We start from the raw sequence: 26,333 nt of genomic DNA on the forward strand, positions 1-26,333 counted from the left end.
AGTGAACCCGCAGGTCAATCCCCAGGTCAACCCCAACATCAGCCCGCTGATCTCACCGGCGAGCGCACCTCAGCTGTCACCGGTCGGCCTCGGACAGGTCGCGGCACCCCCCGTCGGCCAGCTGGGGCTTCCCCGACTCGGCTGACAACCCGTCAAAAGGCTGGCCCGCAAACCCTCTCTCTTTCTCACCTTCCCTCATTCGCTCGACCATACGGAGAAGTCATGCGCAAGCTTCGCTCGGCAGTCCTCGTCAGCGCCGTCATCGGCGCCGTCGGATCCCTCACCGCCCCTACGGCTCTCGCCGATGACATGGGCAAAGACCTTGAGATCATGCAGGGCATCGAGTGCCGCTCACACGACATGAACATCGAGGTGCTCGGCAGCGTGGGCGCCCTCACCGGCCTGGCAGGCAACATTCTCAACGGCGAAGGCTCGCCGGGTGCTCAGAAGAGCCACCTCGGCTCGGACATGGGCTGCAACAGCCAGGCGCTCTGACCTGTCCGACCGTAGCTTTTGAGCGCAAGCCCCGCCCCTCAGGGCGGGGTTGGCTCGTTTACCGCCAACGCCTTCTTCTTGCTCACTCGGTTTCCCCCCGGCTCTTGACCGGCGGGCATCAGAACGCGAGAGCGTTCGAACCAGGGGGAGGTGCGGCGAGCCTGGAACAGTGGCGGTACCAGGGGCGGCGGGCAGCATCGGCTCCTGGGCGGGGAATCCGCTGCGCGGTGGGGCGGCACGTCTGATCCTGCTCGACCGCGTGCCGCTGCGCCCGGAAGCCGAGAACGAAGGCGCGCACGGGCGGTGGACTGGCGGGACGTGGCGGCCACGCCGAAGCGGCCACGGCGCCGCGGACGCAGTGGAGCCTGGAGGCGGTGCGGCGCGCGGGAATCGAGACGGGTGGTACTGGCGAGCAGCAACCGTGTGTCCGGCCTCTACGCCGCCGGGCATGTAAACCGGTCGACAGGAGTCGCTCGCCCCGACGGCCTCGACGGGGTGAGCACGGTGGCGGTCGAGGCCCTCGGACAGTTGTGGGCGGACGGGATCCGGCTGGTCTGCCCTGTCGCTGAAGGCCGGTCTGGACAGACGTGGGCCCTGGAAAAAGTCGCTACTTCTTCCAGGGCCCAGCCTCGACGAGGAACGCACCCCTTCCAACGACACCGCGCCGCAGAAGTTACGCGGCGCCCGCGCACTGCCTGGCCGCCAACCTTCGAATGGCCTTCGAGCACGGTCGACGCCCGGTACCCCGGCCGCCGTGCCTTCGAGAGTGAGCCACTAACGCGCCATCAGAAGCCTTGCGGCCAAGGACGGAATGCGCTTGACCGCGGGCTCGGGACGCTCGGAGCGGGGCTTGTCTTCCGCGGTGCGGACGCAGCCGGAGCCGGTCACCGCGAGCTTTTCGGCGGTGGGGCGGTCGACGAGTTGGACGGAGGCGGAAACACATGTGAACCGGACCGGTGTGTCCGAGCCGGGGCGGGAACGTACCGCGCCTTTGAGGACGGCGGGTCCGTCGACCTTCACCACTGCGCCGCGGCGCTGAGGGGTGATCGGCCCGTTGCAGCGTCCTGTGACCTTTCCGGACGACGCCACTGTGAGTCGACCGCAGGTGAAGGTCGCTGCGTTGGTTGCCGTGGCCGTCGCAACTGCGGGGCCGTCCTTGGCCACCGCGACGGCGGCCGCGGTGCTGACGATGCCATCGTCCGCCACCGCGACGCCGGTGCTCGTGGTCAGCCCGGCGACGGCAAGCATCAGCGCGGCGGTCGTGGAAACCCGCATGCGCATGCGGATCAGCTCCTTCACTGCTGTGGGGAAGGCTTCCTCTTGTCGGAAGATTCCACAATTGTTCCGGAAAGCCACCCCGACACGACCTCTGTGCGCCACGCATCACTCCGCCGCCGCACCGCATGCCGCACTGGTGAGTTGCCGGTGCCCGCCATGTCTTCCCGGGACCAGGGACCGGCGTGCCCGAAAACCTTGCCCAAGGGACTGCCAGGCTGTCGCGGGAGTCGACGGGTTGGGGGGTACCGGCTGCGTCCACCGGAATGCCGAGCCTTCACGGAAGGCGCCCTCGTCGAGGCGTTGCACGGTCCTGACCGATCCCTGCCAGGACGGCCAGCGCTCCACGTCGGTCTGCAGCTTCCAGACGGTGCGCAACGGGGCGTTGATCACGATCTCCGACCTGTGGCGGACGAGAGCGCCGGGGTCGACGCCCTTCCTGCCACAGGTGAGGGACTTGCCCTGGTGGGAGGTCTGGAGGTCGGCGGCCCCGGCAGGTGCGGCGGCGGTGACGAACAGGCCGAGGGCGAGCGGGGCGGCTAACAGTGCGGTGCGGATGCCGGTGCCGCGGATGTCGTACATCTGCTTCTCCTCTTCGGCGCGCGGGAGTGAGCGCTGCTCGTCACGGGTGCGGCGCGTCGTCGTGCCGGACCCTCATGATTTAGAGGATCACATCTTTGTTGGAACATATAACCAATAACCGGTTGCCTGTTGGTGATCGTGGTGGATGCAATGTCCCGGCATGCTCCCCTGGTGCACCCGCGACGGCGAGATGAGATGAGATGAGCGTGCACCTCCACGCCCGCCACTTTGCGATCCGGACGGCCTGCAACCGAATCGTCACACAGGAGACGCTCACACATGAATACGCTGCCATCACCGCCTGAAGCGGCACTGACTGACGGGTCATCCGTCAAGATCGGCGCTCTCGTCCCGCTCACGCGGCCGGGCTGGGTCGAGGCAGGCCGGCACTTGCTCGCTGGACTCGAGCTGGCCGTCCGCGAAGTCAATGAGGCCGGCGGGGTCGACGGACGCCCCATTGAGCTTGTGGTCCGAGACACCGCTGCTGATCCGAAGAAGGCCGCGGCGGCCGTGGATGAATTGGCCCGCTTGGGCGTGGTCGCCTTGGCGGGGGAGTATCACAGCGTCGTCGCTCGCGGTGCCGCAGCCAGGGCCGACGCTCTCGGCCTGCCGTTCCTCTGCTCGTCGGCGGTTCTCGACGCACTCACCGAACAGCCGACCGAATGGGTCGCGCGCCTCGCACCGGCGCAGTCCTACGGGTGGCGGCTCTACGCAGACTTCCTCCTCGGCGCGGGACACAGCCGGATAGCCGTAGCGATCGAACCGAGCGTCTACTGGGCGTCCGGAGCCCGCATCCTGCGGGACCACCTCGCCCCGCACGGCGGCACCGTCGTCGAACTCGACATGCGCGCGCTCACCCCCACGACCCTCTGTGCCGAACTCCTGGCCACGCGCGCGACCGCTCTCCTTCTTCTCGTCGGCCACCCCGAGCGGGCGACGTCGATCGTCAAGGCCGTCCTCCGAGACCAGCGTCTGGCCGACACCCTGATCGGCGCTCCGGCCGGGCAGCCGGAGTTCGCCGAATGGGCGGCCCTGCTGGGCGACGACAGCGCCGCGATCCCCTTCTTGCGCTACCTGCCCGAGCGCCTCGGCCCACTCGGTGTACGAGTCGAGACGGCCCTGCGCGAGCTGCTGGGCCGAGCACCCTCCTTCGTCGCCTTCGAGGGATATGACACGATCCTCGTCCTCGCCGCTGCGCTGCGTTGTCACGGCACCGGCCGGGTCGCCGGCCGGGCACACGTTGCCGGAGCCTGGCCGCACGTTGCCGTCGAAGGCACCCGAGGGCAGATCCAGTTCTCCCGCACGCCGGGCATCAGTGTTTGGCAATGGGGTCGGACACCGATCCAGGTCGCTGACCGAGACCCGGCCGACCCTCACCGCTTTCGGGTCCTTCACACCAACTGAGAGGCCACGGACGACCCACTGCCCCGATCTCGCCCGGCTGGCGTCTGCCCACCGTCCACGCGGTGAGACCGGGCTCTCGGCCCCTGGAAGGGCGTGCCAGGACGCCCGGGAAGTCAGGTCCGTCTGACGGACGGGGCCGGCACGCCCCGGGTTCGGCGTCGGCGCTCTCTTCGGCCGCGCCGACGCTGAGCATGGGCAGGAACCCGGCGTGCGGCTCGACCGTCCGTTCGGATCACGGAGGGGGGCTTTTCCAGTGATTTACGTGGGGACGCGCGCGCCGCACGTGCCGTCATGGGTACGCCCTCTCCGCAGAGGACGGCCTTGCGACCCAAGAGGAGATCAGCCATGTACGCAGTGGTTCGGCGGTACGAAGGGGTGACCGATCCGGCTGAGGCGGGACGCCGGGTGAACGAGGAGTTCGTGCCGCTCCTCCGCCAGGTCCGCGGCTTCGTGGCCTACTACTGGATCGATGCGGGGGCCGGCGTCATGGTGTCGACCGGCGTCTTCCAGGACAGGGCCGGTGCCGAGGAGTCGACCGACAGGGCGAAGGACTTCGTACGAGACCGCCTTGCCGCTCTGCTCCCCAATCCGCCCCAGGTCACGGCCGGGGAGGTCGTTGCTTCTTCGTAGGTCCGCCGACCGCAGCCATGGGCTCCTTCGGCAGCCTTCAGCCGAGCTGCTCGGCCAGTCCGACGATGATGCCCTCGGGACCGCGGACGTAGCAGAGCCGGTAGCTGCTCTCGTACTGTGCGATCTCGCCGACGAGTTCGGCCCCCAGGCTGCGCAGGCGGGCAACGACATCGTCGATGTCGTCGACTGCGAACATGATGCGACGAATGCCCAGCGTGTTCACCGGCGCGTCCTTCGGCTCGGCACTGATCGCCTTCGGCGCGTGGAACATCGCCAGCTCGATCCGGCCGTGGCCGTCCGGTGTCCGCAGCATCGCGATGTCCTGCCGGGCGCCGTCGAGCCCAATGACACGCTCCACCCAACGCCCCTCGACGGGAGCCTTGCCCTCCAGCTCCATTCCGAGTTCGACGAAGAACGAAATAGCAGCATCAAGGTCATCGACAACGATGAGGACGTTGTCCATCCGCTGGATCGTCATGCCGAGTCTCCCAAGTGAGTGCGCGGCCCCTGTGGGGCATCCGCCCCTGAGACGGAGTTGCCGGGCCACTCTCGACATCTTCTGCGGCATTCCCTTCGAGAACCACTTGACGGGGCGGCGCCTGGCTCGCGCCGGCATCGGTGCGGTCGTAAACACCGCAGGTCAGAGCATCATCTGCCATCCTGCAAGTCACCATCCGCGCAGTCGACCCGTGGAGCGCTCGGCTCAGCGAGTGACCACCACCGTTGACGGCGCACGCCCGTCTTGAGTGGTTCAGGACAAAGGGGGGTGCGGCCGCGTACACACGGCATCGGCACTCTGGCCCCCGCGCCCCGCGGTGACCACCGCCACAATCGTGGTTTGGCTCCGACACGTGATGGGCCGCAGGGGGCCGTAGGCGGGCCGGCCCCCGTGCACCCGGGCGTGCGCGTCAGCCGAAAGCCCGCAGTGCTTGGTCTGTGCGGCCGGCCGGACAGATGGTCCCACCTGCCCGGCAAAGCCGCTCTCCACCTGAATCTGACCGCCGGCCCGGCCCTTGCACGAGTGCAGGGGAAGTCAGCATGCGGCACCCGGGGTCTCGATACTGGGCCACACCTCCTGCCGCATCGGGGCCGTAGCGTGGCCCGGCCTGGCCCGTAGCATTCGCCCAGGGCGACGTCTCCGAGCATCCGCCCAGGGCGACGTCTCCGACGCCCGAAAGATCGCCGCTTTCCACGCGGCCACACGAGTGCCTTGACCGACCGACTCGAACTCACTCGGTTGGAGGCCCTGGTCCTCCTCGTGCCCACAGCGTGAAGCCAGGACCTGCTGCTGCCGTACTCAGAAAGCGAGCAGCCGCTGAGGGGACGACGTGAGCCAGGGGCGTCATCGATTCACCGACTCGATGCCCCGGCAAGGTCTCGCTGGGACCGGTCGGCACTACCCATCGAACTCGCCGATGAGAGCGACGTGATCGTCAGGGTGTGGTGAAGCCGCGAAATGTCACGTTCTTTCGGCTTTCGAAACCAAGCCGCTCGTAGAGCGCGATCGCGCTGGTGTTCGCCTCGGCGACGTGCAGGAACGGTCGTTCCTTCCGCGCCAGAATGCGGGTGACGAGGGCTGTGACCAAGAGGGCGGCATGGCCGCGACCGCGTGCCTCGAGACTCGTGCAGACGGCGCTGATCTCGGTCCATCCCGGAGGCCGGAGCCGTTCGCCCGCCATGGCCACGAGCCTGCCGCCCTCACGGATGCCGAGATAGGTGCCCAGTTCCTGAGTGCGGGGCCAGAACGGCCCCGGTTGCGTCTGCGTGACCAGGTCGAGCATCTGGGGCACGTCGGGCGCGCCCAGCTCGACCACCTCGATGCCGGTCACGGGGCGGGGTGCGTCCGGGGGGTGGCCGGGCCAGATCATCTGTCGGCCTTCGAGGACGAAAACCGGCTCCCAGTCCGGTGGCGGGGTCGCCGGGCAACTGAACATGTCGGCGAACGCCTCACGGCCGAGCAGCGTCGCGAGGGCGGTCCAGTCCGACGCGTCCGCGTCGGCGGGTATCGCCGAGAAGGTCGCGACTTCCGTCAGGTAGGTGGCGGCCCGGCCGAAACGGCGCCCGAGATGTGCATGGCGGCCGCGGAGCGACTCGCCCACCGGGTCGTCAAGTGCCGCGATGTCACCGCTCAACATGGTGTTGTGCCTTTCCTGGGCCGGGGCCGGCCGGTGCGGCGTAAAGCCACCGGTGCGTTCCCCAGTGTGTGGATCTTGCCGACGAGTCCGGTAGGCGCCGAGATCATGGGTCAGCAAACATTATCCAACGCCCCCGCGCCGGAGTCGGCCGGTGGGTCTTCCGTCTCCACGAAGGCCGAGGAGCCCCGTCGAGGCCGGCAGCGAGGCCGGCAGCGGGGGCGGCAGCGGGGGCGGCCCGCGGCAGGTGCGCGCGGGCCGCCTCTTCTCCAGGACCGCAGTCCCTCTGCGTTGTCCCACTGAGGCCGTACGGCTGTCCGTGCAGCCCCCGCGCGGTGCAGGCGGGCTCGCGCGTGCCACGGAGATGCGGGAACCACCCGGAAAGCCCGCCGGAAGTCGTCTCAGCCACCGGCCCCCCTGCGCCCCGGGGCCGCCGCACACTGCCACACGGAGTGCTTCCGTTCTCGAACCAACCCTGCTTGCTCATGAGGAACTCGGTGGGCAATCACGACCCGCACCGGGAGCGGGCAGGCTGACGCGTACGGCGAGATCACCGTCAGCTCATCAGCAGCAGCCGGGTCTGAGGCACGAGCTTCCGGTTGACGCTGGTGCTCTGTACGAAGATGGTGAACTCGTCGTTGTGGTCGGGCTTGACGCGGACTTCGGTGTCCGGCAGGCCGAGGAGCGCTCGGGCCTCGGGCCCGGTGTACACCCGGTCCGACTTCTTCTCCAGCACCGCAATCTGCTTCCGTGCCTGGATCTTCTCCGACTTGCTCAGCTGGTAGAACGCGCACCCGGTGCGGTATGTGTGCCCGGATTCGACAACCCAGTCCCGGATACCCGCTTCCCGAGTCACCGGTACCAGCTGGTACTCCGAAGGATCGACCGGGGTGAGACCGGCTGCCTCGATGGTGTCCCTGTTGACAGCCTCCGCACCCGTGGAGAACACCGCCCGTGATCCCCGGATGCCCTGGGCGCGGCCCACCATGAACTTCTCGGTCGCCTGCTGGATGACCTGCCCGGCCTCCTCCAGACCCTGTGTGCTCGTGGCGTCCCAGATGGCGATGTTGTCCTTCGGGAAACCGTACTGCATGGCCTCGCGCTTGCCCATCTGGTCCGGAACGAGGACGGCCAGCGTCCAGTTGTCCTCCTGGGTTTCGATCATGCCGGCCACGGCCTGAACCAGTTGACCCGGAACCCTGGAAGGCACCTCCGCGCAGCGGTGACTCGCGTTCTCCTGCCCGTCGGTCAGCACGAACGTCAGGAAGCTGTGGTCGCCGTACAGTTGCGCCGTCTGCGCCAGCTCTCGCTGGGATTTCAGTGTGGCCGCCAGCAGAGCCGTCATTCCGCCGACCCGGTAGAGCTGCTTCAGGGACGGCATTCGCAGCACGTCCTTGTCGTAGATGACGCACTCCACCTGGTCCGCGAAGACGTACACCGTGACACGGGTTTCCTGGTCGAGTTCCTCGGACCGGCGGGCCAGATAGGCAATCTGCTGGTCGGCGACTTCGACGACCTTGCCGCTCAGACGCGACATGGACGAACTGGCATCCAACACGAGAGCAACGTGATTGATGTAGTTCTGGTTTCCGGACATGACAGCTCCCCCTCTTCCTCGACTCGATGCTCCTACCGTCTCATCCACCACTGACAATCGATCCTGGCTCCCGGACCGGACACCCGGCCCGAGGGCACAGAAGGAGAGGCCGCACACTGTCACAGCCGGTCCCTCCTCGGTGTTGGTGTACCGGCAGGTTCACCGGCCGCCCCGTGGTCGAGCCCGTCCCCCTCTCGCGCGGGCCTCCGATACCCGCGGCACCGCTGCCCCGACGATCCGCCCCCCGACCCGTCAGCTCCTCGGCAGACAGGGGCGAAGCAGCAGTCGTCGGCTCCCGGACCAGGAGCCGGGGGAGCGGCAGAACTCCACGCTCCGTTGAGCCATGATTCTCCCTTCCTCGCCGGGGGCGTGGCGCGAGAGCCGCACACCAACACAGCAGTAGGTGTCCGCCGGGGTCGAGGGGTCAAGTCGCCTGTTCATCAACCGACTTGCGGGCCATGAAACTGGCGATCCTCCAGTTCGACTCTCCATCGGGGTCCTGCACCAGTTGGGCGGTGACGACGAACCCGGCCCGGGTCAGCAGTCCCGCGAGCTGATCTGCGGGAAGTCGATACGATTCGTAGGACACAGGGTGGTCGCCGTAGGCGTGCGTCGGACGTCGGTGCTCACCTGTGCCCACGTGGCCGGCGAGCAAAAGGTGTCCCCCGGGTGCCAAGGTGCGGTGGAACTCGGCGAACACGACCGGCAGCAGCTCCGGAGGCGTGTGGTGGGTGGAGTAGTACGCCAGGATGCCGCCGAGCGTATCGTTCTCGATCTCCAACGCGGTCATGGAGCCCACTGAGAACCGCAGATGCGGGTAGGCACGTCGAGCAAGTTCGATCATCTTCGGCGAGACGTCGATGCCAAATGGCGATACCCCGAGACCGGCCAGGTGCGCCGTGACCTTTCCCGGGCCGCAGCCCAGGTCCGCGACCGGCCCTCGACCGGAAGCTCGTACCAGTTCGGCGAACGCGGTCAGCATCGAGCGTGACAGGGGGTCCAGCTCGGACGGGTTCTTGACGAGGGCGGCGTAATCGGCTGCGACGGTGTCGTACGAGTCCCGGACCGCAGAGAGGTAGGAAGGCTCAGTCACGTGGCGACTCTAAACGGAAGCCGACAGCCCATGGGAGCAACCCTGCCGGGTCGCGCAGCCACCAACAAGTGCTGCGACGGCGCTTTGTGGTGCACCGAGTGCCGGGCGTCATCGCCGCCGTCGCCGCCGGCGGCGGTTTCGCCGAAGGGCGCGGACGCGGCGGCGGACGCGGCCGGAGGCGTCCGGTCGCCTGCGTGCACGGGATGTCGACGGTCCCGTCGCAACCAGGGGTAGCTCCTTACCGCCGGAACCCTGGAAGGCACCACCACTTCCAGGCCAGGAGGGGGGACAGACCGTCACTTCGATAGCGGGCCTGCGCGCAGTCCTGGGGCGAACGCGGTGCTCAGCCCCACGGTTTCACCGCAGGCCTCGAAGGCCGGCGAGGCGCAGATCGATCCAGGGAGTGGTTTCTCCCGGCAGCAGGTACCGCTCGATCTCGGCGAATCCGTGCGTGAGCGCGAACCGCAGACCTTCCTCGTTGGAGGACAGGACCACTGTTTCGATCACCTCGGCACCCAACTCCCGTGCCCGGTCGAGCGCCCGCGCGTAGATCGCCTCACCGAACCCCTGCCCACGATGAGGTACGAGCACGCGGGCGATCACCGTGGCCGTCACCGTGTCGCCAGAGGGAGGCCGCACCGTACTGCAGCCCACGAGGACGTCATCGACGTACACAACCTCGAGGTGGTGGCGCTGCGCGCGTTCCCGTACCTCGTCCATGGACAGGGGGTGCGTAGGGATGATCACGTTGTGGACGTGCTGCCAATCCCTGAGCGTGGCCTCATCGTCCGGTCGCTGGAAGTGAAGATCAGGCATCGCAGTAGAAGACCAAAGCAGGCCTCGGGCGTCAACCCGCTCTGCCTGCACGGGCAAGCTCCACGGGGCGAACGTCCTCAGGCGTCCATCCCGGCCTCCCACTTGCGGCGTCGCAGCACGTAGTCGCTGAACAGGTGGCGGCTCCGGTCGAGAAGAGCGCCCACCTCCGCGTCGCCGCGCTTCACATCCGCAGACGGATGCCACGGGCAGTCCTTTGGCCGACGGCAGCAGAGCCACGGCCGCCTCGCGTACGACACCGGGTGCGGGGTCGTCGAGAAGCGGCTTCAGCAGCTCCGTGTCCCCGAGACCCAATGTCCGCAGCCCTGCCACCGCCTGCGCCCGTACACCGGCCGCGGGATGGGCGAGCAACGGCCGGAGGAGCCCGGCGTCGGTGCGGTCGCCGCACTCCGCCAGTCCGATGACCGTGCCGGGTGCCAGGCCGGGCTCGTCCCGTGCCGCGCACCGCTCCCGGTACCACGCGGTGGGATCTCCTCCGTGCTGCCGTACGACGTACCGAGCGCAGGCGCGCACCAACCCGGATCGGTCACCGAGGAACGACTCCGCCTGCTTCGGCCGTCCGGCCCTCAGCAACGCGGTGACGCCGGCCGACCGGATACGCGGGTTGCGCGCCGTGAGCAGGGGCATGACGACGTCGTCGTACGCGTCTTCCTTCGGCAGGCCGGCGAGCGCGGATGTGGAGCACATGTCCTGGACCACGGTGTCCTCGTCGCGGGCGGCAGCCCGGGCCAACTCGGCGGGGGACAGGGACCGGCGATCGATGGCCAACCCGTAGGCGAACCGCCGCACGGTGCGGTCGGGGTCAGTGAAGAGAACGGCGAGCTGTTCTCTGGGCGCCTCGCGCAGGATCTCCCTGAGCAGTTCCACACCGAAGGTGCCTCGGTCACGACGCCCGAGACGCAGGAGCAGCGGCGCAAGAAGCAGACCGCCGTGCGCCTGGACACTGCCGGCAGGCGACGGAAACGGGACAGCCGTGGCGGGGCGCAGAGCCCCCGCGGCGTGGGCGCCGCGCAGAGATCCCCGCGGGCCGGGCAGCCACGCCGCGCCGGCGGCGAAGTAGGGTTCTTGACCCTCACACCGTGTCAGGCGCTGAACTCGGAGACATCATGTTCACCATCGGAGAATTCGCCCGGCACGGCCGCGTTTCGGTCCGGATGCTGCGTCACTACGACGCGACCGGACTACTGCGCCCGGCCCACGTCGACCTGGCCACTGGCTATCGCTACTACACCGCCGCCCAGCTCGCCCGCCTCAACCGGGTCATCGCGCTCAAGGATCTCGGCTTCACCCTCCAGCAGGTCGGAGAGATCCTGGACGAGAAACTCAGTACCGAGGAACTGCGGGGCATGCTGCGGCTGCGGCGGGCCGAACTTGCGGAGACCGTGGCGGCGACGGCGGCCCGACTGCTTCAGGTCGAGGCGAGACTCCGGTCGATCGAGAGTGAGGGACACATGCCCAGCGACGACGTCGTAGTCAAGAGCCTGCCGACCGTGCGCATCGCCGAGCTGACCGCTGTTGCACCGGACTTCGACACCATCGGGCCGGTCATCCAGCCGCTGTACAACGACCTGATGAGGCGCCTGCGCGCGGCCGGAATCGCCCCGTCCGGGCCCGGTGTCGCCTACTACGAGGACGCCCCGGACGGCGGGGTCCTCATCCACGCGGGCGTCGAGGTGTCCGCGCCGCTCGGGGAGGACAATGGGCTGCGGATCATTGATCTGCCGCCGGTCGAGCGGGCGGCGTCCATCGTGCACCGTGGCTCGATGGAGACCGTACTCACCACCATCCAGACCCTGGGCCGCTGGATCGACGCGAACGGCTATCGCTCGACCGGCTACCCGCGGGAAATCAACCTGGAGTGTCCCGACAACCGGGATGAGTGGGTGACCGAGCTCCAGGAACCGGTAACCCAGGCCTGACAACCGGGGGAGGGGGGGAGTGGGCATCCCGGCCGCACGGACCACGACCAGTCGAAGGCACCGACCTTGGCGGACTTCTGACGACTGTTGGGTCCAAGCGGCCGCCACCCCGCCTCCCCCTGCACGTCTTCGTGAGGTCGCGTGTCGCCGCCACCCGCTGTGACATACGTGGCTTCGTCCGCCTCGTGAACCTCACCGCGGGCGCCCTGGCCCTCGGCCCCGCACGTGATGGGTCTGAACAGGCCCTAGTAGTCACGTGTCACCACGAGGTACGTGCACGCGAGAACAGCGGCGGCACAGAACACGGCCAAGGTGATCAACGCACAGCCGAGCGCTCCCATGGTCCCGGCGATCGCCGCCCAGCCGAGTCGTGTTGCCCGTGCCGCATGCTGGACTGCGTCCTCGTGGTCACTGCCGTGCCAACCGCTATCAGCCATGATTCCCCCGCTTTGACTCTACGGCTCAGCCTTCTCGCCCAGGATCGACGATGGGATTCGTAGGATCTGGGCGGCCGGCGGCCTGACTGTCGGGAGCTTCTCGGTGCACCGTGTCCACCCCCCCCCGCCAGGGGCACCGGCCGCCCACTTGCCGCCTTGCTCCGTTGGCTCGCCCACTGTCCGGCAAGCGTCGAGCTCGAGCACCGCGCCCGTAGCGCAAACCGCCTGGTGGCGATTCCGTCGCCCTGCTCCTCGTCGGGCCGCCCGCGGCTGCGTCGCTGCCGTCGTGAGCTCCGAGCTCGTTTTCCTCGACAACTGCCGGGGGCCAGTGCCGCCCCCGCCGCGGCCGACCGCGTGCCCCAAGCTGCACCGTGAACCGGACGCCGGTGAGCCGGGTGACCGTCGGGCATCGTGGCTGGCCCTGTCAGCGGCGCCGGGCGATCGTCACGCCGTCCCGCACCGGGAGCATCACCGAGTCCACGCTCGTCGGCCGTGATCACGCCGCGGATTTAGAAAACCGGACACTTGAGTCCATGAGCGAAAGAGCAGAGCCACGACCACGGAAGTGAGGCCGGGCGGGGCGAGCACCCCAGCGACCAGCCGGACCACCTGGTGCCGCGCTCGCCCGATCAGTTCAAGGCGCTTGGGCACCCGTTGCGTCACCGCATGGTCAACCCGTTGCGGCAGCGCCCCGCAACGTTGCGTCAGCTCACCGACGTTCTCGGGATGAGCAAGGGCACCATCGGCTACCACGTACGCGTGCTGCGCGAGGCAGGACTGGTCCGGCTGGCGGAGACCCGCCAGGTCGGCGGTACCGAGCAGTACTTCGCTCTTCCGGACAGCGTCCGGCCGCGAGCCGAGCCGCCGGCACTGACGGGAGGGCTGTGTGAACCGTCCACCGTTCCCTCCGGCCAGTAGTCCGCCCGTCGTGCCCCGGCGGCTCGTCAGGAGACCGTTGCCGGGGTGTCCCGCAGGGCGACGTTGGCGTGGCTCTCCTGGAAGCTCTGCTCTGAAACGAGGGTCAGCCGGGCCGAGGACTGGAACTCCGGAATGGTCTTGGAGCCACAGGAGACCATCGTGGTCTTCAGCTTGGCGACGGTCAGGGCGAGTCCTTCGTTGAGGTCGCCCGCGTAAGGGACGAACCCGTCCACTCCCTCTTCGAAGACCAGCCCCTGCCCTCCCTGGCCGTAGCGCTGCCAGTTACGCGCCCGGTTCGAGCCCTCACCCCAGTACTCCTTCACGAAGCCGTCGCGGGTGGGTACCTTGGCGCCGGCCGCCTGGTCGAAGCGTGCGAAGTAGCGGCCCATCATGACGAAGTCGGCTCCCATCGCCAACGCCAGGGCCACGTGGTAGTCGTGCACCAGCCCGCCGTCGGAGCAGATCGGGACGTACTCGCCGGTGCGCTCGCGAAAAGCGTCCCGGGCTGCCGCGACGTCCAGTACAGCGCTGGCCTGGCCGCGGCCGATGCCCTTCTGGTCGCGAGTGATGCAGATGGAGCCACCACCCACCCCGACCTTGACGAAGTCCGCTCCCGCCTCTGCGAGAAAGGTGAACGCTTCACCGTCGACCACGTTTCCGCCGCCGACCGGGATCTCCGGACAGTGCTTCTTCACCCAGGTCAGAGCCTGCGCCTGCCAGTCGCTGTAGCCGTCGGACGAATCGAAGCACAGCGCGTCCACACCCGCCTCCAGCAGTGCGGGGACACGCTCCTGATAGTCGTGGGTGTTGATACCCGCCCCGACGCGCAGACGCTTGGCAGCGTCCACGAGCTGGTTCGGGAAGCGCTTGTTGTCGGTGTAGTCCGAACGGAACACCAGATGCTGGAGGTGCCCCTCGGTGTCCAGCACGGGGAGGCAGTCCAGCCGCTCGTCCCACAGCCGCGCGTTGGCCTCGGAAAGCGTGATGTCGGGCCCGGCGTGGGCCAGGTCGGCGACCGCGGTCATCCGGCCACTGACCGGTCCGGCCAGGTCGTGGCGCTGGGGGTGGAAGTCGCGGGAGGTCACCAGGCCGAGGAGGCGGCCCGTGGCGGTCCCGTCGTGGGTGACCGCCGCGGTGCTGTGCCCGGTGCGGCGCATGACCTCGGCCAGGAGGCTCAGGCTGTCGTCGGGACGGACGTTGGTGTCGCTGGTGACGAATCCGGCCTTGAAGTTCTTCACCTGGCGGACCGCCGCGGCCTGATCCTGGATCGGCTGGTTGTGGTGCAGGAAGCTGAGACCGCCGTTGCGGGCGAGCGCGATCGCGAGATCGGGTGTGCTGACGGCCTGCATGATCGCGGACGTGAACGGGGACTGCAGCTCGATCACCGACGCATCGCCCGCGATGTGCCGTACCAGGGGCGTGCGCAGGTCGACGGTCGTGGCCGAGCAGTCTGTCCGCGTCAGGTTCGGCAAGAGCAGAAACTCGTTGAACGTCCGTGAGACCTCGGCGATGATCTGTGCCACTCGTTCCTCCTGACCCGTCGGCCGGGGCCCGACTGCCCCGCCGTGAGATCGCCCCCGCTTCCAGGGCCTGGGCAGGCAGAGACCGGCGCGACAGCCGTGGAGTGCCACAACTGCGGCAGAGCCCTGACCGGCCCGTGGATCGAACGGGGTGCGGTCGTGACCTGGCACCTTAGCACTGCAACGGTGTTGGCCGTGACGGTGGGACAGTTCCTGGTGGCGGGTGGCCGTGTCGCCCCGGGCCGAGGTTTTCTTGGCCGCGTCGATCTGCCGTTTGGCCTCGGCGCCTGCGACCTTTGCCCGGGCTGCCAACCGGCTCACGGAGGCGCGTTCCTGATCCCTGGCCCCCGGCGATGTGCTGTCCGACTGGCAGAAACTCTCGTACGTCCTTGATGGAGCCGCCGGCCGCGACCTTGGCAGCCGTTTCGTCGGTGCACGCGGCGCGACCGGACAGGCGGCAGGCCCCGGACGAGGGGCTCCAGGGCCCCTTATTGTCGTTGTGCGTGGACTCGTCGTTCGACGTGCTTGTTGATACCGATGCGTGGGAACTCGGCAGTACGGTCCACGTCCGCAGTCTCGGAACTCCCGGGCGGCGAGAGCCGCCCGGGCCCGGTGAGACCGCCGCAGACCGACCACGAAGGGCCACTCACCATCGAAGTCGCTATCGACATCCGACGTTGGTCACTTCTCCCGATACCTCTCGTCGGCCACGAGCACCGAAGTGAAGTAGACCGGCAGGCCGTTCTCGTCCCGCGCTACCTCCTGGGAGGTGTCTCGGGTGAAGGCAAGGGTGACTCCGGGGATGTAGGGGGCTCGCGCGTCGTCGTTATTGACGTGCCAGCCCTTACGGGCGGCGTGGGCGAGGATCTCGTCAGCGGGAGTGCGGAAGACGTCGAGGCCATCCAGCAGGACTTGGACGTCGGGGTCCTCGTCCTCGTCGGGTCCCCAGACGGTGACGGCAGTGACCCGGTGGTCGCGTTCAAGGGCCGCTTGGAAGCCGATACCGTCGTACTCGGTGGACACCAGGTCGAAGTCGCGCACCGCGTCGGCCGGGTACACCCGCGGCGCGCCCCAGGCCGAAACCGCGGCAACCGTTTCGTCGAGCGTCATTCCCAGCCGGACGGGAGCCACGCCGCGCGGCGGGTCGAGGACGAACTGCATGAGGGCCCTTTCTGGTCGGTTGCGGTCACTTCAGTATGTCGTAGTCGATCGTCCAGCCCCGGCGCTCCAGCATCGCTTGGAATTTTCGGTTGTTTTTGAGGCTGTCAACCATATCCGCGATGTGCTTGTCGTACTTGTCGCCGTACTTGGCGCGGACTTCGTCGATGTCCATCTTCATGGCCTGGTCCCAGCGTCCGGCGTCGATAAGGGCGCGCTGGTCGGCACGCCACTGGACGGAGTGCGCCCACGAACCGGTCGAGGACATGTCCCGATGGTCGGCCTTCTCCATGCGGATCGCCGGGCCCATCCCGGCGTCGTTGATGAAGCCCTCCTCGTCGAGGTGAGCGTAAGAGGCTTTGGCCGGGATGTGGTTGATCTCCATCTTGACCGGATACTTCGGCTTGTCGTTCTCGTCCTTGAGGTTGGCCGGGGTCATGCCGCCGTACCAGCCGCCGTCCTCGGTGCACCCCTTGGCGATGAGCCCGAGAGGATCGGTGAGGGTCCAGGGGTTGGTCACGTAGGCGACCGGGTTGGCCGCAGGGGCCAGGCCCAGCGGGTCGGGGCTGGCGTACCGGGCCGTCTCCGGGTCGTAGTGGCGCAGGTAGTTGTAGTGCAGGCCCGTTTCGGTGTCCTCGTACTGGCCGGGGAGGCGCAGTGGGGTGTAGGCAGTCGCCGTGCGGTTCCACCGGGTGCTGCCCCAGGCCGTCCTGCGTGACTGCCATGCCACGTCGCCGTCCTCGGCGACCAGTTCGGTGGGGGCGCCGACCAGGTCGGTGACGATGGCGAAGAACCGCGTGTCGTAGGCGTCCTGTCCGGTGGTCTGTGGACGTCGTTCGAGCTGGCTCAGCGGGCGGTGGTCGTGGGCGTCGTATTCCCACGTGAGAGTGGTGGCGGTGGCAGTGTCCGTCTGTTCTGCCAGCCGGGTGCCGTCCCAGGTGAAGAACACCGACTGGTCGACGCTCCGCCCGTCGGGGGCGATGCGGTGTTTGGCCGTGCGGCGGCCGAGCGGGTCGTACTCGTAGCGCCATGTGACGCCGTCGGGAGTCCGGCAGGCGGTGAGCCGGTTCTCCGTGTCCCAGGTGTAGTGCCAGGTGTCCGGCTTGCGGGAGAGGCGAGTCTTCTGCCTCAGCACCATGCGGCCCGCCGTGTCGTATTCGTAGCGGATCCGGCCGGCACGGAGGACGCGGGTTCCGTCGTAGGTGCGCTCGCCTCGGGCGTCGTCCCTGAGCGCGCGGTCCGGCCAGTCGGCGTGGGCCTGGTTGCCCGCGGCATCGTACGCGTACGTCTCGTTCCACGCCTCTGCGGTGACCCGTAGTGGCCGTCCTACCGGGTCGAGGTGAAACGTGAGGTCGGTATCGGCGATCCGGTCGGTGATCCGCTCGAGGTGACCGTCCGCACGGTAGCCGTAGCCGCGGGAACGGACGATCCGCTCCCCCGCGGTCACGGTGCGGGAGGAGAGCCGGCCCATGCGGTCCCAGGCCGAGGCGAGCGTGATGGGCTGGCCTTCGCCGAGGACCCGGGCCACCTCGCGGCCCCGCTCGTCGCGGGTCATGAGCATCTCGTACCCGTCCGAGCTGAGCTGGGCCCGGCGTCCCGCCGCGTCGTGCGTGTAGCGGGACCGCGCTCCGCTCGGCGTGGTCCGGGCTGTCAGGGCTCCGGCCGGGTCGTACTCGTATCGAGTGGTGCGGCCGTTGACCGTCTTGGCCAGCAGCAGTCCCCCCGTGTCCCGTTCGAGGACGACGGTCGACGTCGGGGAGGTGAGCGAGACCAGCCGACCCGTCGGGTCATAGCCGTAACGGGTGATCTCACCGCCGCTGTTCTTCTCCACCACCCTGTCCATGAGGTCGTAGGCGGTGGTGATGCGCTCCCCGAGCGGAGTCGTACGGGCCGTCGTGCGCCCGGCGGCGTCGAGTTCGTACGTCAGGGTGCGGCCGTCGAAGTCGGTCTCGGCGACCAGCTGGCCGGCTGTGTTGTAGGTGTAAGCCCAGGTCAGCTCCTCCGGGCCGGTCACCTCAATGAGCCTGAGTTCCTTGTCGTATCGGAACGCGTACCGAGCGCCGTCCGCTCCCGTCCGGGCGGCCAGCTTTCCGAAATGGGTGTACTCGAACCGCGTGACCGCACCTGTGGGGTCCGTATGGGAGGTGCGGTTGCCCTCGGCGTCCCACGTCCATGTCTCCGTGCCGCCGTCCGGGTGCGTGGCGCGGGTGGCCCAGCCTTCGGTACTCCACTCCGTCGTGTGTTCCGCGCCCAGCGGGTCGGTGCCCCGGACTGGACGGCCGAAGGCATCGCGCGTGAGACGGTAGGTGTTGCCCAGCGGATCGGAGTAGCTGAGGGTGAGGCCTGCCGCGTTGTGGGTCATGCAGTGCGTGGCGCCCGACGGATCCGTGCGCGAGGTGAGAGCGCCGCGGTCGCCGTAGGTGGAGCGGACGGTGGTGCCGTCGGGGGCGATGACGGCGGTGCGGTTGCCCCGCACGTCGTACTCCTGCCGCCAGACGCTGCCGTCAGGGCCGGTGACGGTGACGGGCAGGTCCAGTTCGTTGTACGACGTCAGGGTCCGGGTCCCGTCGGGGCGGGTGACAGACGTCAGGTTGTCGCGCTCGTCCCAGGTGAACGTCGCGGTGCGACCAAGTTGATCGGTCCGCGAGAGGAGGTTGTCGTATGCGTCCCACTGCCGGTACACGGTGTGCCCGAGCGGGTCGGTCTCCGTGACGACCTGACCGATTTCGTTGAAGCGGGAGGTAGTGACCGCTCCTGTGGCATCGGTGAAACGGGTCACCCGCTCGGCGGCGTCGTAGGAGAAGCGGGAGGAGAGGAATCCGTCGGGGCCCACGGTCTCCACGACCCGGCCGTGCTGATCGTAGACGTAGCGGTACGTCGAGCCCAGTCGATCGGTCCACGACGTGACCCGGCCGGCGTCGTCATAGGTGAAACGCAGCGCGACGTCTTCACCGTCGCTGCCCCGGGCGTCGGAGACGGCGGTGAGCCGGTCCTCGGAGTCGTAGACGAACTCGCTCAGCGCCTGCGAACCTTCGCCGGTCCGAAGGGCGAGTCCGGTCACGAGCCCGTGCTCATTGCAGGTGACACCGACATGGTAGCCACCGCTGTGCACGACGCTGACGGGTACTCCGCCGGCGTCCCGCTGGATGCCGATGGTGTTGCCGTTGCGGTCCTCGATGCGGCTCAGCCAGTAGAACTGGTCGCCGTGGTAGGGGTTCCCCGTAAACAGTCGTGTCTGGCCGGTGTGCGGCTCGTCCACTGCGTAGGTGACCTGCCCGAGGCCGTCCCGGGAACGCAGGCTCAGGCCGGCCGTCCGGTTCGACGTGATCGGCAACAGTCTCTCGCCGCCGTCAGGGAGCCGGGGGTAGAGGAGGAGGGAGCCGTCCTCCCGGGCCCAGGCCGTCGTGCCCGCTGCGTCGACCGAGATCTCCAGTCGCTCGTCGAGCGTGGACGCCCAACCTGCTCCGAAGCAACGTCCGTAGTGGTACCCCGACACATGAGTGCGGCGCAGGACGAGGGGAAGGGTGCCGGGCAGCGTCAGATCGGTCTGCTGAAGCAGCATTTCGCCGCTGGCGATGTCCACGGGGTCGGTCTTGCAGCGGCGTTTGCTGAGGCTGATGCCCTTGCCGCGAGGATCGCCGAGGGCGTCCCGTGTCGAGTCGGGCGTCCGGCGCGCGCCGTTGCCGCGGTTCCGGCCGGCGCTGCTGCCACCCCCGCTGCTGCTGTCATGGTCGCCCTTGTTGAGGCGGGCGAGACGGTCGCGGGTGTCGAGATCGTTGTTCTTGTGGTCGACGGATATCTGCTTGACGGCCTTGGGCAAGGTCTTGCCTATGTGGTCGCCCATGTTCTTGGCGGACTTCACCAGGGCGCCCATGGCTTTCTCGATGACCGGGTCCAGGGCATCGGCGATGTCGTCGCGGCCCTTGTTGCGGCCCTGGGCCGTCTTGGCCTTGGTCAGCTTGCCGGTGGTCTTGCCGTGGATGCCGACGCTCACGCCGTTCAGCTTCGTGCCGGCGTTGTCGTGCTCGTCGTGCTCGATGTGGAAGCCCTTGCCCTTGGGGCCACCGCCGCTGCCGCCTCCGCCCGCGGATGCGAGGTTCATGCCCTCCTTGGCGCCCTGCACACCCTCGTTGAAACCGTCCTTGCCGGCCTGCTTGGTCTGATCGAGGTTCACACCGTTCTGGACGCCCAAGGCGTCCATGCTGACCTGGACCACCAGGTCCGCCGCCATGTTCTCCAGCGCCGCCACCGCCGGCTCGGTCATCACCGAGACGATGTGACCGACCGCCTCCTCCATCGCGCCCGTGATGAGCTTCAGCAACTGCTTCTTCGTGAACGCGATCGCGCCGGCACCCAGCAGCGCGGACAGACCACCGGTCACCGGGATCAGCGCCATGGCGAGACCGGTCTGGCCGGCCAGGATCCCGAGTTCCGCGACCGCCTTCCACTTCATGGTCTCGATCGCGCCCGCGGCCATGTCGAGTGCGCCCGCGATCGTCCGGGCGGCGGAGATCATGTCCTTGAGGTGTTTGCCCTTTACCTTGCCCCAGTGCTCGTTCAGCGCCTCCATCGCCTCGCCGTGACCCGACGACAGCAGACGCTCCATGTGGTTGTTGGCGAGCTGACCGTCGTCGGCGAGATCGTCCGCGAACTCCCTGAGCGCGTCCGCCATCTCCCGATAGGCGTCCTCGTCAACGTTGGGCCAGTTCACCCCCACCAGGTCCAGCAGCGTGTCAGCCCAGTCCGGCACCGTGACAGCCAAGTCCCACTCCCCGTCAGACCATTCGCGAAATCAAATAGTCATACCACGAGGGACTTTGACTGCTTGACGCCTCATGGCGGATCGGGACGGCAAACAGGTCCCCTTGAGGCCCTCTTCAGGACGCGGGCCGCGCGGCGGAGCCCGGCTTGAGGGCCCTGTCGTCCAGCTTCCCGCCTGTCAGCGGTCCTCAGAAGACTGCCGTAGTCGCCCGGCCGAAGCGCGGCGGCCGGCCGTCGCGGGAACCGCGACTCGCGCGGTTGCGAGCCCAGCCCGCCTGACGAACGGCTCTGTATCCGACGTGGTCGGCTTCGCCGGGCAGTTCTCCTGGGCCCTGTACAGGTTGGACCGCAAGGAATACGGCGATGTCCTGTCGAGTGATCAGTTCCTCTGCACCCGGGCTGCGGTCGTCGCAGCCGGCCGGCGGGAGTACGAGAGCGGACTTCGGGACCCACAGCGGTTCACGCCGTACGCCAACGACCGCGTCTGGGCCGAAGCGCTGCTCTACGTACCCGACAACGCATACAAGCAACTGACCGGCGACGAATGGGACCGCAGCACCCGATACAGCTACGAGTCGTACTCCCACAGTGCCGTGTCGACCGACGCATTGGCGCCGAGGTCGCCCCTGCCTCACCATTTGAAACGAGGTCATAGCGCTGACTCGGCAACTGCACGCATCGTGACCCTCATTGGCAGCCTCCGGCGTTCGATCAGGGGCACCCGGTCCCCGGAGTCGTCGGAGGTTCGCCGCGAGGGACGCGCACAGTCGCTCGGTCGCACGCGGCCGGCAGAGTGCAGGCCCCGGCACGCTCCGCGACGTCGTCGAGCGGAGCTTCGGCCCATCCCTCAGTTGAAGCGACTCGCCGTCACCCGGGAACGGCTGCGCCCGACCGTCAAATTCGAGAGCCGCCTCCCCGGGCCGCCAAGTACCATCCCCGAATGCCCGACATGGACACGCTGATCCCGTCGGCCGGACAGGCCGACACCGACGCCCTGCGCACGTACGACGCCGAGCACCTCGCCCGCTATGTGGCCGACCCGTCCCACCCCTGGTGGCGGCGCAGGCCCTGCGCGCAGGCGCTCGCCGGACGCGTACCGGAGGCCTGGGTCGGCGCCCTGCTCGACCGGGTCCGCGACACCGCCGACGTCGCCGAGGTGCGCGAGGTGCTGCTGGATCTCGTCGGTGACCGACCTGAGCTGCTCCCCTGGCTCCGCCACGACGACCGTCGCCACGAGAAGTCGTACGGCATGCCCCAGGCGTTCCTCAGGACACGCGGCCTCATCGGCGACCTCACGGCGGCCGAGGAACTGGCCACCCTCGCCGCCGACCCCTGGCGGCACAGCCAGGACGCCGGGGAGGCTGCCCTGGACGCGCTGGTCGAGCGGTACGGCGTCGAGGAGGTTCTGGCGCGGCTGGGGGACGAGCGCCCCGAGGACCGCCTCTTCCGCCTGCGCATGCGGTACCGCGCCGGTGAGGACGTGACGTACGCGCTCGCCGATCCGGACAGGATGGTGGCCCACCGCGCCCACCTGCTCGCGCACGACGCCGACCGGCTCCGCTCGTACGTCGCCGAGGCTCCCACCACCGAGGCAAAGCTCTGGGCCGTCCAGGCGCTGCACCAACTCACCGACGACCTCGACGAGACACGCAGGCTCTACGAAGCACTCGGCAGCCCCCGAGTGGAGGTCCCCGGGCTCGACGAGGAACTGCGCACGCCGATCCTCCACGAGTACGTGCCCTGGAGCCAGCGGCTCACCGACCCCCGCTGGCGCGTCGAGGCCCTGTGCGCGGAACGGCCGGCTCCGCACGACGTGGAGGGCTGGCTGCGCCGCGCCATGGAGGCCCTCACCGCCGCGGACCTGGCCCCGCGACCGCCCGTCTCGTGCGGGCTCCACCACCAGCAGGGCGACGGGACGTACGACGTCATCGAGTTCGGCGACAACGAGGTCTGGATCAGTACGCTGGGCCGGTTCGCGTTCGCGCACGAGGGCGGCGCCGTGGCCCGCCCGGCGCTCGAGGCCGCGGGCTTCCGCTGGATCGACGAGGAGACCGAGGCCATACGGGTCACCGACCTGTACGTGTACTACTTCGGCAGCCGTATCCCCCTCACCGTCGACACCCTGCTGTTCTACTGGCAGGACTGAGATGCCGTCCAACCTGCCGGCCAGGCCGCGCCGCCTGACAGCCCGGCAGGCGCACCGGTCGGCGCGCCGGGCAACGAGGCTGGTGCCCTCGTTGCGACCGGTGGAGCCCTGAACGGAATCGGCCTCCGCCGAGGCGGGCGACCGGTGGAGGTGGCGTGACCGCCAGGGGAGATCTTCGTGTCCGGCCCGCCACACCCGCGGACCGTCCGGCGATCGGCGAGAGGGCTGCAGGTACGGCACGCCCGGACGCCCCGAGCCCTGACCGCGTCCTGGGGGCGGCACGACCGTGGGGGGCCCACTCGACGTCCTACGACGCGGCGGGCCTTCCGGCGCCGCTGGCCGGACGAGACAACCAGATGGTGGGGGCTACTCACCCATGCGGTCTCGGACGTGGGCCTGGAAGACGTTTCGCTCAGTGCCCTGGTACGGCATGTCGGGGCAGGCACTGCCCTGCCGGCCGCTGGTGCCGAGGTCGCCCGGCGTGGACGGTGCCGGGCGGGTGCGACGGGTCACCGAGAACGGCCGCATGCAGGCGCGGCGGTTCTGCCAGCAGACCGGAGCCATGGCCGGGCTCCGCAAGGCATTGTCAGAAGCCGGTCACCGTCGCCCAACTGGTGACGTTCACGATGGCGAGCCCGCTGAAGGCCATCCCGCCGAGTGCTCCCAAACCGAGGGCGACGCGCTTGGGAAGCCACCCGCTCAGGCCGCCGGACCCGAGTTGTATAGAGCCCCAAACGAACACCACCATGGCAAGGAGCGCTGTCCAGGACAGGGTTGGGTCCGCTCGGTCCGCGTCATTCTGGAAACGCACGGCGATACTCAAGGCGATGCCCATCAGGACGAACACGAGCCCGACGACCAAACCGGCCACGGGTTTCCCTTCCGGGACGGGCCCACGCTGCGGCACGGGTTTCGTTTTCGCGGTTGTCGCTTCTCCGGAACGCAGCATCTGCAAGGCCGCCTCGGCTGTCGGCCTCTTGGCCGGGTCCTTGTCCAGCAGCCGCATAATGAGCCGGGCCAGCGATCCGGTGTGCTGGAGCGGATCAGGATCGTGGACCAGAACGGCGCGCAGTGACGCAGTGGCACTGGACCGCCTGAAGGGGGAGACGCCTTCCACCGCCCGGTAAAGGGTCGCGCCGAGGGAGAACAGGTCACTTTGCGAGCCTCCGTCGTCCCCCTCGGCCCGCTCCGGCGCGATGTACTCCACTGAGCCGATCACCATGCCGGTCCGCGTGAGCGCGGTGTCGGCGTCGTGCACCGCTATGCCGAAATCGGCGAGCAGGACGCGCCCGTCCTCGGCCAGCAGCACATTGGCCGGTTTGACGTCCCTGTGCACGATCCCGACGGCGTGCGCTGCCCGCAACGCCTCAAGCACCGCCTCGGCGATTCTCGTCACCTGCGTCAGCGACATACCGGCGGCGTCGGCTGAATTGTCGGCGCGCAGCGCCTCTTCCAGGGAGCGCCCGGCCACCAGCTCCATGACGATCCAAGGGACGCCGTCTTCGACCACCACGTCGTGGACAGCCACCACGTTCGGGTGAGTGCGCAACTGGGCGGCGTGCCGAGCCTCTCGCTCCGCGCGCAACACCCTCTCGGCTCGCTCCGAGTCGGAGCCGATCTGCGCCAGCGAGACCTCCTTGACAGCCACATGCACGCGTAGGTTCTCGTCCAGGGCCTTCCACACCTGCCCGAAACCGCCTGAGCCGAGCCTGCCGATGAGCCGGTAACGGCCCGCCACCCGACGCCCTGCATACCCCTCGCGCGACATCTGCCCCCCGCCCAACTCCCATACCAGGGACCAGAATCCCATAACGCGGTGCCGCCAGAAAGAGCTGCCCGTGAGCGCAGCACTGCCGCTGGTCCGGTTCCACGCTGGGTCGCACCGGCTCCGGCGGACACCCCGTATGCCCGCACAACCGTTTGGCGCCTGCTCACCGAGACCGGGCCCGCACGCCAGGGACGCCGGCGCCTGCCCGGGCGCCCGGTCGGGCAGTACACGTTCGTTGACCAGCAGGTGCCCGCTGCCCCGGATCCACGGGGGCGACCAGATGGTCTTCCCGTCGGCATCCAGGAGTGGCTGATCACGACGGTGATCCATCGGCAGTGATCGCTCTCATGAGCCGGGGCCGTAGGCCTTGTCCCAGGTCTTGGAGTGTGTCCCACGTGGGGTTTGGCTGCCCCGCCACTTCACTGCCGGGGCGGCCGGGGCTGGGGGCGACTGCTTGTTACTCTTTCCGATCACGCGAGCCCTCTTCCCAGGATCCTTCGACCCGGTCACTCAAGGGCACCAGGACGTACTCCGGCGCGCGGCCCTGCTGTTCGACGAGGTCATCGTGTGCGTGATGTTCAATCAGAACAAGACCGGCCGCTTCCCCATCGCGGGGCGGCTGGACCGGCTCCGCGCGGCAGCAACTGACTTGAGCAACGTCACGGTCGACTCCCACACGGGCGGCCTGCTGGTCGACTACTGCCGCCGCGTCGGAATCGACGTCGTCATCCGCGGAGTCCGCGGCGTACCCGACCTGGACTACGAATGGCCGATGGCCCGCATGCACCGTGAACTGGCCGGCGTCGAAACGTTCTTCATCGCTGCGGACCCCACCCTGGCCCACGTCTCCTCCACCCTCCTCACAGCGATAAGTCAACAGGACCGTGTCGCCGAATGATTATTTGAGCACGACGAGGCAGTCGTGAGTGTTGGCCGTGGTGACGCCGACAAGGAGTGGCAGCCCGTTCGCGTCCGGCGGGACGTGCATTCCCGAACCGAGTCCGCCCGGTGTCCACGGGGCTCGAACCTGTGAGTTCGTCCCCCTTTTGGCGCGGACGTGGGCGGAGTCGAGGACGGCACGTGAGAGATCGAGGAGGCCGGCGTCGTCGAGCCGGCGCAGGTTCTCCTCGTGGAGCCGGCCGTCAATTTCCTGCCAGGGGGCTTCGTTTGAGATTCGTCTGAGCTTATGGCGCTGGCGAGCATTCGGAATATGGCCCTTCTTCGGGTAGTCCTACTGACTTCCGGCTCGGATGTGTCAGTCTTATGCGCATGGACCGGGAAGCAGCGATGCAGGCCGCGGGCGTCTATCTCATGGCTCACGTACCGGGAGGAGAAGAATGGAAGGTACAAGGCCCCGTGCGGCCGGACACCTCCGAATGGCTTTTCTGTTCACTCCGCCTCGACGCATGGGCGACGATGACGCCGTACACGTATCAGTGAGCAAAGCGACTGGCACATGCTCGCAGCGGGCGTCGCTGACCTGGTCTTCTGGCCGAAGTAGCTGATCAGGGGGCAGGGAGGGGGCTCCGTGAATCCCCAGGGCGCGCCGCCACCCAGGCTTCAGCTCGGCACTCGGATTTCTGGCCGATTTCTCCCGCCGCCTCTTGGCATGCTGCGGCCGCGCGGAGGTCTGCCCTCTCGGCTGCCTGCTGCGGGCGCCCGGA

General features: G+C 68.5%; 20 protein-coding genes. 8 read left to right on the forward strand and 12 right to left on the reverse strand.

Annotated elements, in window-relative coordinates; translation table 11 throughout:
- Positions 1 to 222 precede the first annotated feature (222 nt).
- Positions 223 to 495: a hypothetical protein gene (locus tag ACY34K_RS29715; protein WP_462752598.1), complete on the forward strand. Its 273-nt coding sequence runs from the start codon at positions 223 to 225 to the stop codon at positions 493 to 495.
- A gap of 774 nt (positions 496 to 1,269) precedes the next feature.
- Here ACY34K_RS29715 and ACY34K_RS29720 read toward each other — a convergent pair.
- Both ACY34K_RS29720 and ACY34K_RS29725 read right to left on the reverse strand, forming a co-directional pair.
- Entirely contained in the window at positions 1,270 to 1,794 is a 525-nt protein-coding gene (locus ACY34K_RS29720) for a hypothetical protein (protein ID WP_462752599.1), read from the reverse strand.
- Between the two features lie 84 nt (positions 1,795 to 1,878).
- On the reverse strand, positions 1,879 to 2,352 hold the full coding sequence (locus ACY34K_RS29725; RefSeq protein ID WP_462752601.1) for an SRPBCC family protein: 474 nt from the start codon (positions 2,350 to 2,352) through the stop codon (positions 1,879 to 1,881).
- A 279-nt stretch (positions 2,353 to 2,631) separates the two neighbouring features.
- Between ACY34K_RS29725 and ACY34K_RS29730 the strand changes: the two genes are divergently transcribed.
- Together ACY34K_RS29730 and ACY34K_RS29735 are read left to right on the forward strand one after the other, a co-directional pair.
- On the forward strand, positions 2,632 to 3,756 hold the full coding sequence (locus ACY34K_RS29730) for an ABC transporter substrate-binding protein (RefSeq protein WP_462752602.1): 1,125 nt from the start codon (positions 2,632 to 2,634) through the stop codon (positions 3,754 to 3,756).
- Positions 3,757 to 4,101: 345 nt separating this feature from the next.
- A complete protein-coding gene (locus ACY34K_RS29735; protein WP_462752604.1) occupies positions 4,102 to 4,386 on the forward strand; it encodes a hypothetical protein in 285 nt (94 codons plus the stop codon).
- 37 nt (positions 4,387 to 4,423) lie between these two features.
- Here ACY34K_RS29735 and ACY34K_RS29740 read toward each other — a convergent pair whose 3' ends face one another.
- From ACY34K_RS29740 to ACY34K_RS29760, 5 genes are all read right to left on the reverse strand, one after another.
- The gene (locus tag ACY34K_RS29740) at positions 4,424 to 4,864 is read right to left on the reverse strand and encodes a VOC family protein (protein ID WP_462752606.1); all 441 of its coding nucleotides are present in this window, start codon (positions 4,862 to 4,864) and stop codon (positions 4,424 to 4,426) included.
- Between the two features lie 955 nt (positions 4,865 to 5,819).
- A complete protein-coding gene (locus ACY34K_RS29745; protein WP_462752658.1) occupies positions 5,820 to 6,521 on the reverse strand; it encodes a GNAT family N-acetyltransferase in 702 nt (233 codons plus the stop codon).
- Between the two features lie 553 nt (positions 6,522 to 7,074).
- A complete protein-coding gene (locus ACY34K_RS29750; RefSeq protein WP_462752608.1) occupies positions 7,075 to 8,115 on the reverse strand; it encodes a vWA domain-containing protein in 1,041 nt (346 codons plus the stop codon).
- 424 nt (positions 8,116 to 8,539) lie between these two features.
- Positions 8,540 to 9,208: a class I SAM-dependent methyltransferase gene (locus ACY34K_RS29755; RefSeq protein ID WP_462752609.1), complete on the reverse strand. Its 669-nt coding sequence runs from the start codon at positions 9,206 to 9,208 to the stop codon at positions 8,540 to 8,542.
- Positions 9,209 to 9,565: 357 nt separating this feature from the next.
- Positions 9,566 to 10,024, reverse strand: coding sequence for a GNAT family N-acetyltransferase (locus ACY34K_RS29760; RefSeq protein WP_462752611.1), 459 nt, complete (start codon positions 10,022 to 10,024; stop codon positions 9,566 to 9,568).
- A 1,124-nt stretch (positions 10,025 to 11,148) separates the two neighbouring features.
- Between ACY34K_RS29760 and ACY34K_RS29765 the strand changes: the two genes are divergently transcribed.
- A complete protein-coding gene (locus ACY34K_RS29765; protein WP_462752660.1) occupies positions 11,149 to 11,961 on the forward strand; it encodes a MerR family transcriptional regulator in 813 nt (270 codons plus the stop codon).
- A gap of 1,049 nt (positions 11,962 to 13,010) precedes the next feature.
- Positions 13,011 to 13,316 carry an ArsR/SmtB family transcription factor gene (locus ACY34K_RS29770; RefSeq protein WP_462752613.1) on the forward strand — a complete coding sequence of 102 codons (306 nt, stop codon included), beginning with the start codon at positions 13,011 to 13,013 and terminating at the stop codon, positions 13,314 to 13,316.
- A gap of 26 nt (positions 13,317 to 13,342) precedes the next feature.
- Here ACY34K_RS29770 and ACY34K_RS29775 read toward each other — a convergent pair whose 3' ends face one another.
- From ACY34K_RS29775 to ACY34K_RS29785, 3 genes are all read right to left on the reverse strand, one after another.
- The gene (locus ACY34K_RS29775; RefSeq protein ID WP_462752615.1) at positions 13,343 to 14,839 is read right to left on the reverse strand and encodes an IMP dehydrogenase; all 1,497 of its coding nucleotides are present in this window, start codon (positions 14,837 to 14,839) and stop codon (positions 13,343 to 13,345) included.
- 678 nt (positions 14,840 to 15,517) lie between these two features.
- A complete protein-coding gene (locus tag ACY34K_RS29780; RefSeq protein ID WP_462752616.1) occupies positions 15,518 to 15,997 on the reverse strand; it encodes a hypothetical protein in 480 nt (159 codons plus the stop codon).
- 25 nt (positions 15,998 to 16,022) lie between these two features.
- Positions 16,023 to 20,756, reverse strand: a complete 4,734-nt coding sequence (locus ACY34K_RS29785; protein WP_462752618.1) for a DUF6531 domain-containing protein — start codon at positions 20,754 to 20,756, stop codon at positions 16,023 to 16,025.
- Positions 20,757 to 20,829: 73 nt separating this feature from the next.
- On the opposite strand from ACY34K_RS29785, the gene ACY34K_RS29790 reads away from it, so the two are divergent.
- Together ACY34K_RS29790 and ACY34K_RS29795 are read left to right on the forward strand one after the other, a co-directional pair.
- A complete protein-coding gene (locus tag ACY34K_RS29790; protein ID WP_462752620.1) occupies positions 20,830 to 21,717 on the forward strand; it encodes a DUF4240 domain-containing protein in 888 nt (295 codons plus the stop codon).
- Positions 21,696 to 22,901, forward strand: coding sequence for a hypothetical protein (locus ACY34K_RS29795; RefSeq protein ID WP_462752622.1), 1,206 nt, complete (start codon positions 21,696 to 21,698; stop codon positions 22,899 to 22,901). The genes ACY34K_RS29790 and ACY34K_RS29795 overlap by 22 nt, the downstream gene beginning before the upstream one ends.
- Before the next feature lie 366 nt (positions 22,902 to 23,267).
- Here ACY34K_RS29795 and ACY34K_RS29800 read toward each other — a convergent pair whose 3' ends face one another.
- Positions 23,268 to 23,465: a hypothetical protein gene (locus ACY34K_RS29800; RefSeq protein WP_462752623.1), complete on the reverse strand. Its 198-nt coding sequence runs from the start codon at positions 23,463 to 23,465 to the stop codon at positions 23,268 to 23,270.
- A 22-nt stretch (positions 23,466 to 23,487) separates the two neighbouring features.
- A complete protein-coding gene (locus ACY34K_RS29805; protein WP_462752624.1) occupies positions 23,488 to 24,639 on the reverse strand; it encodes a serine/threonine-protein kinase in 1,152 nt (383 codons plus the stop codon).
- 484 nt (positions 24,640 to 25,123) lie between these two features.
- Here ACY34K_RS29805 and coaD point away from each other — a divergent pair, with 484 nt between their 5' ends.
- Positions 25,124 to 25,567 (forward strand): pantetheine-phosphate adenylyltransferase, encoded by a 444-nt coding sequence (coaD, locus tag ACY34K_RS29810; protein WP_462752626.1) that lies wholly within the window; start codon positions 25,124 to 25,126, stop codon positions 25,565 to 25,567.
- The last annotated feature ends 766 nt before the right edge of the window (positions 25,568 to 26,333 follow it).

Source organism: Streptomyces sp. STAM6 (assembly GCF_054963715.1).

What these genes read in the sequence shown, in the direction of transcription:
- ACY34K_RS29715 (WP_462752598.1), top strand. Translation starts at nt 223, where the DNA reads ATGCGCAAGCTTCGCTCGGCAGTCCTCGTCAGCGCCGTCATCGGCGCC.
- ACY34K_RS29725 (WP_462752601.1), bottom strand. Translation starts at nt 2,352, where the DNA reads ATGTACGACATCCGCGGCACCGGCATCCGCACCGCACTGTTAGCCGCC.
- ACY34K_RS29730 (WP_462752602.1), top strand. Translation starts at nt 2,632, where the DNA reads ATGAATACGCTGCCATCACCGCCTGAAGCGGCACTGACTGACGGGTCA.
- ACY34K_RS29735 (WP_462752604.1), top strand. Translation starts at nt 4,102, where the DNA reads ATGTACGCAGTGGTTCGGCGGTACGAAGGGGTGACCGATCCGGCTGAG.
- ACY34K_RS29740 (WP_462752606.1), bottom strand. Translation starts at nt 4,864, where the DNA reads ATGACGATCCAGCGGATGGACAACGTCCTCATCGTTGTCGATGACCTT.
- ACY34K_RS29745 (WP_462752658.1), bottom strand. Translation starts at nt 6,521, where the DNA reads ATGTTGAGCGGTGACATCGCGGCACTTGACGACCCGGTGGGCGAGTCG.
- ACY34K_RS29750 (WP_462752608.1), bottom strand. Translation starts at nt 8,115, where the DNA reads ATGTCCGGAAACCAGAACTACATCAATCACGTTGCTCTCGTGTTGGAT.
- ACY34K_RS29760 (WP_462752611.1), bottom strand. Translation starts at nt 10,024, where the DNA reads ATGCCTGATCTTCACTTCCAGCGACCGGACGATGAGGCCACGCTCAGG.
- ACY34K_RS29765 (WP_462752660.1), top strand. Translation starts at nt 11,149, where the DNA reads ATGTTCACCATCGGAGAATTCGCCCGGCACGGCCGCGTTTCGGTCCGG.
- ACY34K_RS29780 (WP_462752616.1), bottom strand. Translation starts at nt 15,997, where the DNA reads ATGCAGTTCGTCCTCGACCCGCCGCGCGGCGTGGCTCCCGTCCGGCTG.
- ACY34K_RS29790 (WP_462752620.1), top strand. Translation starts at nt 20,830, where the DNA reads ATGGCGGATCGGGACGGCAAACAGGTCCCCTTGAGGCCCTCTTCAGGA.
- ACY34K_RS29795 (WP_462752622.1), top strand. Translation starts at nt 21,696, where the DNA reads ATGCCCGACATGGACACGCTGATCCCGTCGGCCGGACAGGCCGACACC.
- ACY34K_RS29800 (WP_462752623.1), bottom strand. Translation starts at nt 23,465, where the DNA reads ATGGCTCCGGTCTGCTGGCAGAACCGCCGCGCCTGCATGCGGCCGTTC.